Origin of the sequence: Natrinema sp. H-ect1, assembly GCF_041821105.1 — an archaeon.
GTDB lineage: Archaea > Halobacteriota > Halobacteria > Halobacteriales > Natrialbaceae > Natrinema > Natrinema thermotolerans.
This window is the reverse complement of record NZ_JBGUBA010000002.1, coordinates 336729-350726: the sequence shown is the minus strand read 5'-3', so window position 1 is coordinate 350726 and position 13998 is coordinate 336729. Positions and strand designations below refer to the sequence as shown.

Annotated in this window: 10 protein-coding genes; 5 read left to right on the top strand and 5 right to left on the bottom strand. The window is 65.4% G+C overall.

Annotated features, from left to right (window positions below; translation table 11 throughout):
• Window positions 1-17: 17 nt before the first annotated feature.
• The 3 genes from ACERIM_RS05955 to ACERIM_RS05945 form a co-directional block, all read right to left on the bottom strand.
• On the bottom strand, window positions 18-1358 hold the full coding sequence (locus ACERIM_RS05955; RefSeq protein ID WP_373631712.1) for an ABC transporter substrate-binding protein: 1341 nt from the start codon (window positions 1356-1358) through the stop codon (window positions 18-20).
• Window positions 1359-1816: 458 nt separating this feature from the next.
• Window positions 1817-3154, bottom strand: coding sequence for an ABC transporter substrate-binding protein (locus ACERIM_RS05950; protein WP_373631711.1), 1338 nt, complete (start codon window positions 3152-3154; stop codon window positions 1817-1819).
• Window positions 3155-3495: 341 nt separating this feature from the next.
• Window positions 3496-4749, bottom strand: a complete 1254-nt coding sequence (locus tag ACERIM_RS05945) for an ABC transporter substrate-binding protein (protein WP_373631710.1) — start codon at window positions 4747-4749, stop codon at window positions 3496-3498.
• A gap of 357 nt (window positions 4750-5106) precedes the next feature.
• Here ACERIM_RS05945 and ACERIM_RS05940 point away from each other — a divergent pair, with 357 nt between their 5' ends.
• From ACERIM_RS05940 to ACERIM_RS05925, 4 genes are all read left to right on the top strand, one after another.
• Window positions 5107-8184 (top strand): methyl-accepting chemotaxis protein, encoded by a 3078-nt coding sequence (locus tag ACERIM_RS05940; protein ID WP_373631709.1) that lies wholly within the window; start codon window positions 5107-5109, stop codon window positions 8182-8184.
• Window positions 8185-8298: 114 nt separating this feature from the next.
• Window positions 8299-9186, top strand: coding sequence for a homoserine kinase (locus ACERIM_RS05935; RefSeq protein WP_373631708.1), 888 nt, complete (start codon window positions 8299-8301; stop codon window positions 9184-9186).
• A 7-nt stretch (window positions 9187-9193) separates the two neighbouring features.
• Window positions 9194-9526: a hypothetical protein gene (locus ACERIM_RS05930; protein ID WP_373631707.1), complete on the top strand. Its 333-nt coding sequence runs from the start codon at window positions 9194-9196 to the stop codon at window positions 9524-9526.
• Window positions 9527-9651: 125 nt separating this feature from the next.
• A complete protein-coding gene (locus ACERIM_RS05925; RefSeq protein WP_373631706.1) occupies window positions 9652-11163 on the top strand; it encodes a hypothetical protein in 1512 nt (503 codons plus the stop codon).
• Between the two features lie 50 nt (window positions 11164-11213).
• Here ACERIM_RS05925 and ACERIM_RS05920 read toward each other — a convergent pair whose 3' ends face one another.
• Both ACERIM_RS05920 and pdxS read right to left on the bottom strand, forming a co-directional pair.
• Window positions 11214-11987, bottom strand: coding sequence for a hypothetical protein (locus ACERIM_RS05920; protein WP_373631705.1), 774 nt, complete (start codon window positions 11985-11987; stop codon window positions 11214-11216).
• Window positions 11988-12082: 95 nt separating this feature from the next.
• Window positions 12083-12991 (bottom strand): pyridoxal 5'-phosphate synthase lyase subunit PdxS, encoded by a 909-nt coding sequence (gene pdxS, locus ACERIM_RS05915; protein WP_006647810.1) that lies wholly within the window; start codon window positions 12989-12991, stop codon window positions 12083-12085.
• A 239-nt stretch (window positions 12992-13230) separates the two neighbouring features.
• Here pdxS and ACERIM_RS05910 point away from each other — a divergent pair, with 239 nt between their 5' ends.
• Entirely contained in the window at window positions 13231-13923 is a 693-nt protein-coding gene (locus ACERIM_RS05910) for a DUF1405 domain-containing protein (protein WP_006647811.1), read from the top strand.
• Window positions 13924-13998 lie beyond the last annotated feature (75 nt).

Below are 13998 nucleotides of genomic sequence, written 5' to 3'. Positions count from 1 at the left end.
CTCGCTCGAGCGGAAGATTACGCGAGCCAGGTGGGCGTCTGGTACTCCGCCGTCGCTCGGTCCTCCGGCCAGATGATCTCCTGTGATCCCTCGCCGTCCTCGTTTTCCTGCCACTGGAAGTAGACCGGGTCCGGATCGGAGCTGTTGTACCGGAGATCGTGCGTGTATTGATGGTCCCGACCGTAGAACTCGACCGTCCCGGCGCTGCCGGTAAACGAAACCTCTTCGATATACGAGACGAGTTCGTCGGCGTCGAACGTCTCCGTATTCTCGACGGCGTCGGCGAACAAAGCGACCGCGTCGTACGTGTGATAGCCGGTGTACACCGGGCTCGAGCCGTTGTAGGTGTCCTGATACGCGTTCACGAACGGCTGCGTCTTGTCGGTTCGCTCACTCTGTGCCGTCGCGCTGCTCTGACCGACCCCGAACCGACAGGCCTCGTTCGTCGCCTCGTAGTACGAGGGGAGCTGCATCGGCACGTGGATGCCGCCGAACGCGAACGGGCGCGGTTGGGGCGTGACCCAGTCCAGGAGCGCGTCGGTGCCGGTGTGGGCCGTCGTGATGAACGCCGCGTCCGCCCCGGCGGCCTCGACCTCGTCGTAGATCGCCGTGAAGTCCTCCGTCGCGGGCGGATACTGCTCTTCCATGACGACGTCGACGCCCGCGTCCGGGAGCTGGTTCTGGTAGACCTTCCACGGCTCCTCGGTCCAGTCGTAGTCCTCGACGAGGACGGCGACGGAGTTCCAGCCGATATCGTCGGCCTTGTCGGTCAGGAAGTCGACCTGCATCTGGCCGAGGTCGTGATTGTTGTTCGGCCCAACCCGGAAATGATACTTGTACTTCTCGTACTGCTCGCTGATGCGCTGGCTTACCGCCGTCGTCGCCGCACCGGACGTGAGGTGAACCGTCTCCTGTTCGGCGATGTCGTCGATGATGTTCATCAGTGCCTCGCTGGCGAAGACGCCGATCGTCACGTCCACGCCCTCCTCGAGAATGAGCCGCTGATACTGTCGCCGGGCCTCGGATGGACTCCCGTTCGTGTCGCCGACGACCAGTTCGACGTCCCGCCCGTCGATTCCGTCGTTGTCGTTGAGTTCGTCGACCGCGACCGACGCTCCGCGTTCCATCGACCGGCCGATCTGATCGCTGTCCGGATCGGGTGCGAGCAACCCGATCCGGACCGGTCCCTCGGTAGCGCTTCCGCCGACGATCGATTCGTACGTGCCGAGACAGCCCGCAAGCGATGCGCCGGCGGCGACTCCACCCGTCGCTCTCAAGAGCCGTCGGCGGTCGAGTGCCCGAGAACGCGACGTCGAGTGGTCGTTCGGTTCGGTACCGTGGCCCTTGCTCCCATTCATCTTGACAAGCGTTTCTCCTTGGGTTTCTTAGTGTTTTCGCATAGTTACAATCAGAATATTACTTATTGAATGACACGTGTCGATACGCATAGCAGTTCGTGCCGGTCCGCACCACCGGGCAGTCGCCGCTCGGAGCGGGACCGGGAATCGATGACTGGCCAGGGAGAATCCGGCGACCGGATCTCGGCTCCTGCGTCGCCTACTTCCCGCCCGTATCGCTGTACTGTCGCTGGACGGACGCTCCGAACGCAATCGATGTGGCCAAGCGCCAGCCATCGGCCTAACCGGTCGTCCGAGTTCCCATCCGAACGGATACCTCGGCGGTACAGGTTGAGCCGACAAACGGGGCCGTCGCTGCTCGTCGAGACCGGTGAAAACGACGGCAGTCGTCGTGAGGACCGACCGCTATCGGATGGAAACAACGCCGAAACGGCGACAAACGGAAAAACTCGAGCGGGTTACAACCAGTCCGGCTGTTCGTACTCGTCGCCGTCGGCCGCGTGTTCGTCGGGCCAGATGACCGTCTGCTCGCCCTCGCCGTCGTCGGTCTCCTGCCACTGGAAGTAGACGGGATGGACGTTGCCCTCGCCGTAAATGACGTCGTGGGGGTGTGGGTCGTCCTGGCCGTGGAACTCGATGGTGCCGGTGGTACCGGTAAACGAGGTCTCCTCGAGCGGCCCGACCAGAGCCTTCGACGCGACGGTCTCGCCGCGCGTGGCCGCATCCGCGAACACCTTGACCGCGTCGTACGCGATGTAGCCGGTGTAGACCGGACTCGTCCCGCCGTGTTTGGACTGGTACGTGGAGACGAAATCCTGCGTTTTGGACGTGATCTCCGCGGTGGACACTGCACTGGCGTAGCCGACGGCGTACTCACAGGCACCATTGGTCTCCTCGTAGTACGAGGGGAGCTGCATCGGCACGTGGATACCGCCGAACGCGAACTCACGTTCGGCCGGTCGCCAGTCCTGCAAGGCCGCAGTACCGGTGTGGGCCGTCGAGATGAACGCCGCGTCGGCCCCCGACGCCTCGACGTCATCGTAGATGTCCGAGAAGTCCTCGGTCGCCGGCGGATACCGCTCCCACGTGGCGACGTCGATGTCGGTGTCCGGGAACTGGCTCTGGTAGAACGCCCACAGGCCGTCGGTCCAGTCGTAGTCTTCCGCGAGAACGGCGATGGAGTCCCAGCCCATGCTCTCGCTTTTCTCGGTCAGGAAGTCGATCTGTGCCTGTGCGAGGTTGGTCCCGTTGATCGGCCCGACTCGGAAGTGGTACTTGTACTTGTCGTAGTCCGAGCCGACGTTCTCGCTGGCCGTCGTCGTCGCGGAGCCGGCCGTGAGATGAATCGTCTCCTGTTCGGCGATCTCGTCCATCAGCGGCTCGAGGACCTCGGTCGTCGAGATGCCGACGGTGACGTCGACGTCCTCCTCGAGGATGAGCCGCTGGTACTGGCGACGACCTTCCGTCGGACTCGCGTTCGTGTCGCCGACGACCATCTCGACGTCTCGGCCAAGCAGCCCATCGTTCTCGTTGAGTTCGTCGACGGCGATCCGAGCCCCCTGCACGATCGAGCGGCCGGTCGAATCGCTGTCCGGATCCGGTGCCAGCACGCCGATCCGAACCGGCTCGGCCTCGTCGTTCCCGACGATCGAGCCATACGTCCCGAGACAGCCCGCAAGCGATGCACCAGCGGCGATCCCGCCCGTCGCCCTCAAGAACCGTCGGCGGTCGACCCTCCGAGAACGAGACGTCGATCGGTCGTTCGATTCCCCACCACGTCCCTTGTACGCATTCATCCTGACGATCGTTTCAACCTCTGTTTCTTAGTGTTTTCGAATATTACAATCAACATATTGGACATATTATGTAATATGCTACTTGGCGAGTGGGGCTCGTATCATCCGCCACCTTCGCCGCGCAGTCACTGCTCAAGGACGAAACGAGGACTGCAGTCGGCAATCACCACGTCTGGTGGCCGGGTCACACCCTGCTGTCTCGTCTCGCCGTCCGCATCGCTTCGCTGCCGCTGGACGAGGTTCCGACGGACTTCGATGGTGCCAGACAGCCACAACCGAGACGCTGGCTGTACCGCCGGCAGTCGCGAGAGAGCGATAGGCAGTTGCCTGCCGAATCCCCCTCAGAACCAGTCGGGTTCGACGTAGTCGGTCGTCGAGTACGTGTCGGGCCAGATCGTCCGCTGAACGCCCTCGCCGTCGTCGTTTTCCCGCCACTGGAAGTACAGCGGATGGACGTTATCCTCCCCGTAGATGACGTCGTGGGCGTGTTCGTGGTCCGCATCGTGGAACTCGATCGTTCCGGTCGTTCCGGTAAAGGAGGTCGATTCGAGCGCACCAACCAGGCCGTCGGGATCGAACGTACCGGCCCGTTCGGCCGCATCGGCGAAGAGTTTGATCGCGTCGAACGCGATATAGCCGGTGTAGACGGGAGCGTCCCCTCCGTTTCTGTTCTGATATTCCTGAACGAACGGCTGGGTCTTGTCGGTGGTTTCAGCGGTCGGTGTCGCGAAGGCGTAGCCGGCCGCGTAACGGCACGCACCATCGACCTTCTCGTAGTACGAGGATAGTTGCATCGGCACGTGAATCCCGCCGAAGGCAAACGGCCGCTCCGCCGGTCCCCAATCCATGACGGCCTGGGTCCCGGTGTGGGCCGCCGAAACGATCGCTGCGTCGGCACCCGATCGTTCGACCTCGTCGTAGATGCCCGAGAAGTCGTCAGTTGCCGGCGGGTATCGTCGTTGCATCGCAACGTCGACGTCTACGTCACCGAGTCGGTTTCGGTACACCCGCCACAGTCTCTCGGTCCAGTCGTAGTCCTCCACGAGAATCGCAACGGAGTCCCAGCCGATTTCGCCGCCCATATCGTCCAGGAAGTCGATCTGGGTTTCGGCGAGGTTGACGTCGTTGATCGGGCCGGCACGGAAGTGATACTTGTACTTCTCGTATTGGTCGTTGACCAACTGACTCGCCCCCGACGTCGCAGAACCGACTGTGAGATGCGGAACCTTTTGCTCGGCGATATCGTCCATCAACGCCATCAGCACCTCGGTCGTGGCAATACCGATAGTCGCGTCTACCTTCTCATCGAGGATCAGTCGCTGGTACTGGCGGCGCGCCTCGAGCGGACTTCCGTTCGTGTCACCGAGGACCAGTTCGACATCCCGCCCGTCGATGCCTCCGTTGTCGTTGAGTTGATCGCGGGCGATCGCAGCACCGGAAACGATCGATTGCCCCGTCGGATTGCTATCCGGGTCGGGTGCCAGCACGCCGATCCGGACCGGCTCGACCTCCTCATCGCCGACGATCGATCCGGCGGTCTCGAGACAGCCCGCAAGCGAGAGTCCGGCGACACCGCCGGCCGTCGTTTTCAGCACGTGGCGGCGGTTCGGCCCACGTGCTGGCGTATCGGTTGGAGCGCGCCCGCCGTTCCGACGGCCGCAGCTATCTTCAGCCATATTGAACGGTCGTTTCGACCTCCGTTTCTTAACGTTTGCGAAGCTACCGATCTCGAAAGTATAGCATTGTGACTCGTCGAGAGCGGCAGGGGAGACATTCGTTCCAGCCACCGATACGGTTCGAAATACTTTATTTTACTATATTGTCTCGGAAGGATTGGACAAAGGAGAGGATTTCGACTATGTGTGTGACGATGTGGAGAAACGGTGCCATTATCAGCTTCGATAACCACGCCTGACAATTTATGTACCGACGAAATCACGCGTGATCTATCCATGGATTTCGCTCGACGACTGGTGCCGACAGCTATCCGACGGCGGTACGCCGTCAAGTTCGGAATCGCGCTGTTGATTCTCGGACTCTCCGTCGGTCTCATCGGATACGCTGCAACGGGGGCAATTACCAACCAGGTGGAGGATCGGGTGCAGAACGACCACGCGTCTGCAGCGGGACAAGAAGCACAGAGCCTGCAGATGTGGAACGAACAGAACGAACACACGATCAGTACGATCGCCAGATCGGACGTCGTCGCCAGTGACGATCCGGAGGCGATCCAACAGCGGTTCCTCGACTGGGAGGAACACCTAGACGCCGACACGTTCGACATCTCCTACGTCGATACCAGCAACGACACGGTCACGGCAAGCACCGACGCGGAGCTTCGTGGGACGACCGCAACCGAGATGGACAACGTCGACGCGAGCGCCTACGAGGAGGCGACCACGAACGTTCCGTGGGTCTCCGACGCCTACCTCGCCGAGGGCGAACTCGGCGAGGAGACGACGGTGATCACGTACGTCCAGTACTCGCCCGAGACGGAGGATCGGGCGATCGTCTACACCGCCGACCTGCAGGCCTACGCCAACCAGCTCCAAGACGAGAAGGTCACGACGATGGTCGTCGACGGCGACGACGAGATCATGCTCGACAACGCCAACTACGGCGGCAACCACTCGACGCTGGGGACCGCCTACGCCGGCAACAGTAGCCTGTTAGAGTCCGCACGGACCGAGGGTGCGACGACCCAGCAGACCGATAGTTCCACACTCACCTTCGAGAACGATGCCTACGGGTTCGGATCGGACGGCCACGACGAGTACGTCACGAGTTCCGCACGCGTGTTCGGCACCGACTGGGTCGTCGTGACCCACGAACCCGCCGATCAGGCCTTCGGGTTCGTCAACGCGGTCAACCAGTACGGGATCTACGCGACGATCCTCGGCGTCCTCATGATCGGCATGGTGGGTGCCGTCCTCGGCCGGAACACCGCCGTCTCCATCGACCGACTGACCGACAAGGCCGGCCAGATGGAGGAGGGCAACCTCGACGTCGACCTCGAGACGAAGCGGATCGACAACATTGGCCGGCTCTACAACGGCTTCGACTCGATGCGTGACGCCCTTCGCGAACAGATCCGCGAGGCCGAAGCCGCCCGCGAGGAGGCCGAACAGGAGCGCGAACGCGTCAAAGAGATCAACGACCACCTAGAGGACAAGGCCGCCGAGTACTGTGCGGTCATGGGCGACGCCGCCGACGGCGATCTCACCGCCCGCGCGGACGCCAACAGCGACAACGAGCAGATGCAACAGATCGGCGAGGACTTCAATGAGATGCTCGACGAGATCGAGCAGACCATCGCCGAACTCAACCGGTTCGCGACCGACGTCGCGACTGCCTCCGAACAGGTGACCGCCTCGAGCGAGGAGGTCCGCTCGGCCTCCCAGCAGGTCACCGAATCGATTCAGGAGATTTCAGACGGTGCGGACCGACAGAACGAGTCGCTACAGTCGGTCAACCAGGAGATGAGCGGCCTCTCGACGACGACCGAGGAGATCGCCGCCTCCTCGAACGAGGTCGCCGACATCGCCGAACGGACCGTCAACACCGGACAGGAAGGGCAGGAAGCCGCCCAAGAGGCGATCGCCGCCATGGAAGAGATCGAGACCGAGTCCGAGTCGGCCGTCAGCGAGATCCGCCGGCTCGAGGAGGAGGTCCAGCAGATCGACGAGCTGATCAACACGATCTCCGAGATCGCCCGCCAGACCAACATGCTGGCGCTGAACGCCAACATCGAGGCCTCCCGCTCCGCGGGCGGCAGCAGCGACGACGAAGGGTTCTCCGTCGTCGCCAAGGAGGTCAAGGCACTCTCGGAAGACGTCGCCGAGGCCGCCAACGAGGCCGAGGACCGCCTCGAGGCGATCCGCGATCGGACCGAGCAGTCCGCGGCCGAGGTCGAGGGCACGAGTAGCGACATCGAGAACGCCAGCCGGCAGGTCCAGGAGGCAGTCAGCGCGCTCGAGGAGATCGCCGACCTCGCCAAGGAGACCAACGTCGGCGTCCAGGAGATCTCCGCGGCGACCGAAGAGCAGGCGGCCTCGACTCAGGAGGTCGTCGCGATGGTCGACGACGCGGCCACGATCTCCGAGGAGACGACCTCCGAGGCCGAAAACGTCGCCGCCGCCGCCGAGGAACAGACCACTGCACTGACCGAGGTCACCAAGTCCGCCTCGAGTCTCTCCGAACAGGCTTCGCAGCTCTCGGAAGCGCTCGACCGGTTCGACACCGAGATCGACCTCGCGGACGTCGAACTCGAGTCGGCGTTCGACGTCGATACGGAACTTAGCGAGACCGAACCCGAGTACGCGGTCGACGACGCGGCCGACGAACAGGAACAGGGGATTACCTTCGATACCGACGCCGACGACACCGAGACGGCGGCAAGTCCCGGCATCGGTGACGACGACGCGCCCGCGGCCGACGCCGAGCCAACGGACGACGACAACGACGGGGACGCCCTCGAGGCGACGCAATCGAGCGCCGACGAAACGGACGCCGAGCCCGCGACCGCGGTCGAGGACGCCGACACCCCCGAGGAGATCGGTGCCGAGGAGATTCTCGGCATCGAGGACGAAGCGGCGGCGGAGCCGCTGACGGACGCCGACGAAGCGACCGCGACCGACGATGTGGATCCGCTGGCCGACGACGAGTCAGCCGAGCCGCTCGGCGGCGACACCGAAACGGATCCGCTGGCCGACGACGGCGAGACGGACGACCCGCTGGCCGACGCCGACGAACCGGATCCGCTGGCCGACGACAGTGAGCCGGCCGACCCGCTGGCCGACGAGACGGAATCGGCGACCGAGGGCGAACCCGCGGCCGACGAGAGTCCCGGGTTCGAAGTCGACGAGGAAGCCGACAGCGACGATGCGGCCGCCGAACCGCTCGAGCCGGTCGACGACGCTGACGACACCGACGCCGACACCGACGAGGGAGACGCTGACGACGGCGGAACCGACGCTGACGACGCCGCCGACGACGACGTCTTCACGTTCGGCACGACCGACGACGAGTAACGACGATCGACCGAGTCGGTTCCCGATCGGGACCGCTCGAGTCGCCGACGGCAGCCGCCGCGGCTGTCGTCGTCGTTCGCTACCTTTTTGACTGCAGTCTGGAAAGGAATCGGCATGCTCACCGTGCGGGCCCCTGCAACGAGTGCGAACCTCGGGAGCGGCTTCGACGTCTTCGGCGTCGCTCTCGGGACGCCCGCCGACGTCGTCCGGGTCGAACGCGCACCGGAGACGACGATCTCGGTCACCGGTGCCGGCAGCGAGTACATCCCCGAAGACCCCGAGAAGAACACCGTCGGTGCGGTTGCGAAGGCGCTCGACGCCCCCGCTCGCATCCGAATCGACAAGGGGGTCCGTCCCTCGTCGGGACTGGGGTCGTCGGCCGCGAGCGCGGCCGCCGCGGCCGTCGCCCTGAACGCCCTGTACGACCGCGGTCGCACCCGGGAGGAACTCGTGCCGATCGCCGCCGAGGGCGAGGCGCTCGTCTCCGGCGAGGCCCACGCGGACAACGTCGCACCCTCGCTACTGGGCGGGTTTACCGTCGTCACCGACGACGGGGTCACGCAGGTCGACGCCTCGGTCCCCGTCGTCGTCTGCCTCCCCGATATCTCCGTCTCCACGCGCGATGCGCGCGGCGTGGTCCCCGAGTCGGCGACGATGGACGAACTCGTCGATACCGTCGGCAACGCCGCCACGCTAGCCGTCGGCATGAGCCGGAACGATCCCGATCTCGTCGGTTCGGGAATGGCCGACACGGTCGTCACGCCCGAGCGCACCAAACTCATCGACGGCTACGATCGGGTTCGGGAGGCCGCCCTCGAGGCGGGCGCGACCGGCGTCACCGTCAGCGGAGCCGGTCCCGGGATTCTGGCGGTCTGTCATCGGCAGAATCAGCGGGCGATCGCCTCGGCGATGGTCGACGCCTTCGACGCCGCCGGCGTCGAGAGTCGGGCCTACCAGACGACCGTCAGCGAGGGGGCGACGCTGTACTGGGACGGCTCGTAGCTCGGCGATGGGAACCCGAACCGACGCGGTACTTGCGTCGATCTCGCTGGCCGGGTTCGTGATCGCGTTCGCTCACGTCGGCTCCCGGCTCTCGATTTCCTGTTTTGTACTCGGCTGTGTCGGGACGATCGGTTTCGAGCTGGTCGCGTTCCAGTACTACGGGACGGTCCGGGCGTACTGGGAGCGCAGGCCGGTCCAGCTCGCGGCGCTCGCGCTGTCGTTCGGTATCGTCGGGCTCGGCGTCGCGTTCGCACCGACAGCCGTCCTCTCGGCGGGGATCGGAACGCTAGTGACGTACCTGCTGTTCCTGTTTGCCGTCGTCATATCGCGTGCCAGGTAGTCGAACTCTCCTGGCAGTTCGTCGAATCGAACCGCCGTAACGACCGTCTACCACCTGGTAGGCCGCCGATTACGGATCGGAACTCGACTGATAACTATCCGTGACAGTCAGGGATCGATTCCCGTATGCGGGGGGAGTTCGACGCGCCGCGGAGCGGGGGAGTACCGAAGATCGAGCGGGACGCCGAAACGTCGTCCGGCGGCGTCCCGACGGATCGGGATCGAGGACAGACACACCTGCTCGGCTACGTGTTGCTCGTCGGTATCGTCGTTGTCGGATCCGGCGCGGTCCTGTTGTTCGGCGGTTCCGGCCTCGAGGCATCCGAATCGGCCGTCGAGATCGAACACGCCGAGCGCTCGCTGGTCGAGTTCACGCACGCGACCCGGACCGCGACCGAAACGGGCGGCGATCGGGTGCCGGTGACGATCGAGGGGCTCGATCGCGGAACGCTCGAGACGCGAGCGGACGCCGGCCGCCTGCGGATCGTCCGCGAGGACGGCTCGGGGACCGAGGTGTTGTACGACGAACCGCTCGGAGCGGTCACGTACGCCAACGGCGACACCGAGATCGCGTCCCAGGGCGGCGGCGTGTGGCGGTCCGACGGGGATGGGACCGTCGCCGTCTCCGCGCCGCCGCTCGAGTATCGGGACGGGTCGCTGTGGTTCCCCGTCGTTCGGTTCGTCGAGACGCGGACTCGAGGGAACGCCATCGACGGCGTCGTGAGTCGGTCGGAGTCGCCGACACGCGTCGGCCGGGGCGACGACCGGGCAGAGAGCGGCGACGTGCGGATCGAGATCGAGAGCGCCTACTGCGAGGGCTGGCAGCGCGAGATCGAATCGACGCTCTCCAGCGGAGTCACCGAGCGGTGTTCGGCGGGGCGGACCGACCGCGTTCGGTTCGAACTGACCGACCCGCCCGACATCGGCGGTATCGATACCGCCATCGCCGCACACGAGGTCGATATCCATCGGAACGCGCCGCCGATCGAGGGCGACGTCGACGCGGCCAGCGTCGACGCCGACCGGGTCGACGCCGACCGGGTCGACGGGAGCGTCTCCGGAGCGGGCTACGACCACCCGTCGGTCGATAGCTACGTCTCCGGCCGCGTCGCGGCGTGTGAACGAACGGGGTTCGAGGAGCCCGACGACGTCCTCGAGGGCGGTCGCTACTGCGTCGAGACGCTCGAGGATGGGCACACGTTCGATACGTCCGACGGGGATATCGAGGTCGTGGTCCGGGACGGGATCGACGTTCAGGGCGACGATCTCCGTCAGGTGGGCGAGAACGACCTGACTCTCCTCGTGGACGGGCCGGTTTCCGTCGGCGGAAACGCCGTCGTCGGGAACGACTCCGACCCGGGCCGAACGCAGTTGCTCGTCTCGGCCGACGGCACCGTCACGACTGCGACGGGCACCCCGACGGTTGCGGGACTGGTCTACGCGCCGGACTCGAGCGTCTCGCTGCAGGGAAACCCGACGGTCCGGGGCGGCATCGTCGCCGAGCGCGTCGCGGTCGGCAACGTCAGACCCGGCGGGGTCGCGTACGACGAGCGGATCGCCACCGCCGAGGTCGCCGTCACCGGACCGCGGCTCCGGCGTCTCGGCGTGACCGCCTACGACGTGTCGCTCGAGGAGTGACCCCCCATATCGTCCGCTGTCCCGACGTACCCGTCCGGGCAGTATTACCGCTACTCCGTCGCGGTCCGCCAGCGGCGACCGTAGATCCGCGGGAGCGCATCGACCTTCGAATGCCGGACAGCGGCGGGGACCGTCGAGACCCTCGTGGAGATGCTGTCCGGGAGCGGACCGTACGGGACCGACGAGACTGTGGTCGGGTTATTCGAAACGGGTTTCCGACCGGCGTAACCGGTGCCGCGCTGTTTCGACTCGTACAGTTCTTCGAACGTCGAGTGGCCGTCGATGACGCCCTTGCGAGCCACTCGTGCGCCCTTTTTCGCTTCTTGCTGAAGCGCCGCGTTCGTCGCTTCCAGTTTGTTTTCGTCGATGAACGCCCGGATCTCGGCTCCCGCCACGGAGTCCCCCGACGACGCGAACGCGTCGGGACCGACGACGTCCTCGAGTTCGCGCTCGAGCTGTCGCAGTCCCCGGACGAAACCGGTGATATCGACGGTATTCCAGACCTCCTGCAGTTCGACGACGTCCCGGAGCGTACTGAGATCCAGTGCCAGATCCGGATCCCGCTCGCGGATCGCGTTCGGGAGTTCGGCCAGGTCGACGAGGGCCGGTAGCGCCGATACGTCGACGGTGTCCGGCAGCGTCTCGAAATCGATCGTTTCGAGGAGGTCGTCGACTTCCTCGACGACATCGCGGAGTTCGCTGGCCATCGTCGCCAGCGCCTCGTTCGGGGTGTCGGCGGCAATTTCCAGAAGGTGTCGTTCGGCCCCCGCGAGAAGCTGGTCGACCAGTTGCTCGACGTCGGTCGGCGACAGTGCCGAACTCATACGACCGGTCGGGTCGACACGGGGAAAACGGCCGTGCTTGCGAAGAGGTGACGATCCCCGGACCGTCGGCTAACGGAAACAGGTCCCGTCGGGAGTTAGACGCCGCGGTCCTGCAGCTTCTCTTCCTCGGGGAGGTCGGCGTTCGCGTCGCCTTTCATCCCCTTGCCGAGGTTCTTCGAGATCTCGGCGAGGCGCTCGGGATCGTCCCAGTTGTTCGTCGCCTCGACGATCGCCTCGGCCATCTCGGGCGGGTTCTCTGCGCCGAAGATGCCGCTGCCGACGAAGATGCCGTCACACTCGTGGTGCATCATCAGGGCGGCGTCGGCCGGCGTCGCGATACCGCCGGCGGCGAAGTTGACGACCGGAAGCCGGCCCAGTTCGGCGGTCTCGTGGACCAGTTCCGCGGGCGCTTCGATCTCACGCGCGTAGGCCTCGCGTTCCTCGTGGGTCATCCCTTCGAGTTCGCGGATCGCGCCCTTGATCGTCCGCTGGTGGTGGACGGCCTGGTTGACGTCGCCGGTACCGGCTTCACCTTTGGTGCGGATCATCGCCGCGCCCTCGTTGACCCGGCGCAGTGCCTCGCCGAGGTTGCGCGCGCCACAGACGAATGGCGCGGTGAAGTCGCGCTTGTCGATGTGGTAGGCGTCGTCCGCCGGGGTCAGGACCTCCGACTCGTCGATCATGTCGACACCGATCGCCTCGAGGATCTGTGCCTCCTTGGTGTGGCCGATCCGGGACTTGCCCATCACCGGGATCGAGACCTCGTCGACGATCGCCTCGACGTCGGCGGGGTCGGCCATCCGGGCGACGCCGCCGCGCTTGCGGATGTCGGCCGGGACGGCCTCGAGGGCCATCACGGCGACCGCGCCGGCGTCCTCGGCGATTCGGGCCTGCTCTTCGTTGACGACGTCCATGATGACGCCGCCCTTCTGCATCCGCGCGAACCCGCGCTTGACGAGATCGGTCCCGCGTCGTAGTTCTTCGAGATCGGCTGGTTCCGACATACTGCGCGCTTAGGAGTCGTCGCACTTACGCGTGTTCTTTGGGAACGGTCCGGCCGCGGACCTCGAAATCGTTTGCCTCGCCCGGCGGTCGATCGCCGCCGTTGCGCCGTCGACCGTCGGATCGCTCGCGAGACGTTCCCGAGGCCGGCCGCGGTCACGGACCGGACCACTGCTCGAGGCAGCGCGTGCCGGTTCGGAGACCGCTACTGTTTTGCGGGTGCCGTCCGTCGCGCCGGACGATGACCGCGTCGACTCGGACGGCGGAGCGCGGACGCGCGGACGACGAGGAGTCGCTCCCGGCCTATCTCGCGCCGGTCCCGAGAGCGCTCGAGGACCTCGGCCTGCGCTTTGCGTGGCTGGTCGTCGCGATCAACCTCGCGGGGACGGCCTTTGGCTTCTGGTACTACTCGGGACAGTTTGCCGGGACTGCGACCGCGCTGTGGCCCTGGGTGCCCGACAGTCCGCTCGCGACGCTGTTTATCGCGTTGGCGATCGCCGCCTGGAAACTGGGTCGCGAGCAGCCGTGGCTGACCGCGCTCGCCTTTTTCGGCAACGTCGTCCTCGGCCTGTGGACGCCGTACACGCTGCTTGCCTTCGCCGACTCCTACGCGTACCTCCCCGTCTGGATGTATCACTTCCTCTTCTGGAGTCACCTCGCGATGGTCGTCCAGGCCTTCGTCCTCCACCGGATCAGCGACTTCCCGGTGTGGGCCGTCGGCGTCGCCGCCGTCTGGTACTGGAGCAACCTGATCGTCGACTACTTCGTCCCGATCGTCGGCGAGCCCCACCACACGATCATCCCCGTCGAGCGCGCGAGGGCGATGTTCCTCGAGGCCGACGCACTGGGCGTGATCGCCGCCGGCGAGGTCACGTTCGTCCTGCTGGCACTGTTTCTCGCGCTCGCGATCCGGGTGCAAAAACTCGAGACGTAAACGGGAACGGGCGGAGCGAAGCAGCGATCAACCTCGATTCGGGACCCGAAAGGAACACGCTACTGGGGCGGCAGG

Bases quoted from the DNA above. Each gene is read 5' to 3' on its own strand.
- ACERIM_RS05955 (WP_373631712.1), bottom strand. From the start codon at position 1,358: ATGAATGGGAGCAAGGGCCACGGTACCGAACCGAACGACCACTCGACG.
- ACERIM_RS05950 (WP_373631711.1), bottom strand. From the start codon at position 3,154: ATGAATGCGTACAAGGGACGTGGTGGGGAATCGAACGACCGATCGACG.
- ACERIM_RS05940 (WP_373631709.1), top strand. From the start codon at position 5,107: ATGGATTTCGCTCGACGACTGGTGCCGACAGCTATCCGACGGCGGTAC.
- ACERIM_RS05935 (WP_373631708.1), top strand. From the start codon at position 8,299: ATGCTCACCGTGCGGGCCCCTGCAACGAGTGCGAACCTCGGGAGCGGC.
- ACERIM_RS05930 (WP_373631707.1), top strand. From the start codon at position 9,194: ATGGGAACCCGAACCGACGCGGTACTTGCGTCGATCTCGCTGGCCGGG.
- ACERIM_RS05925 (WP_373631706.1), top strand. From the start codon at position 9,652: ATGCGGGGGGAGTTCGACGCGCCGCGGAGCGGGGGAGTACCGAAGATC.
- ACERIM_RS05920 (WP_373631705.1), bottom strand. From the start codon at position 11,987: ATGAGTTCGGCACTGTCGCCGACCGACGTCGAGCAACTGGTCGACCAG.
- pdxS (WP_006647810.1), bottom strand. From the start codon at position 12,991: ATGTCGGAACCAGCCGATCTCGAAGAACTACGACGCGGGACCGATCTC.
- ACERIM_RS05910 (WP_006647811.1), top strand. From the start codon at position 13,231: ATGACCGCGTCGACTCGGACGGCGGAGCGCGGACGCGCGGACGACGAG.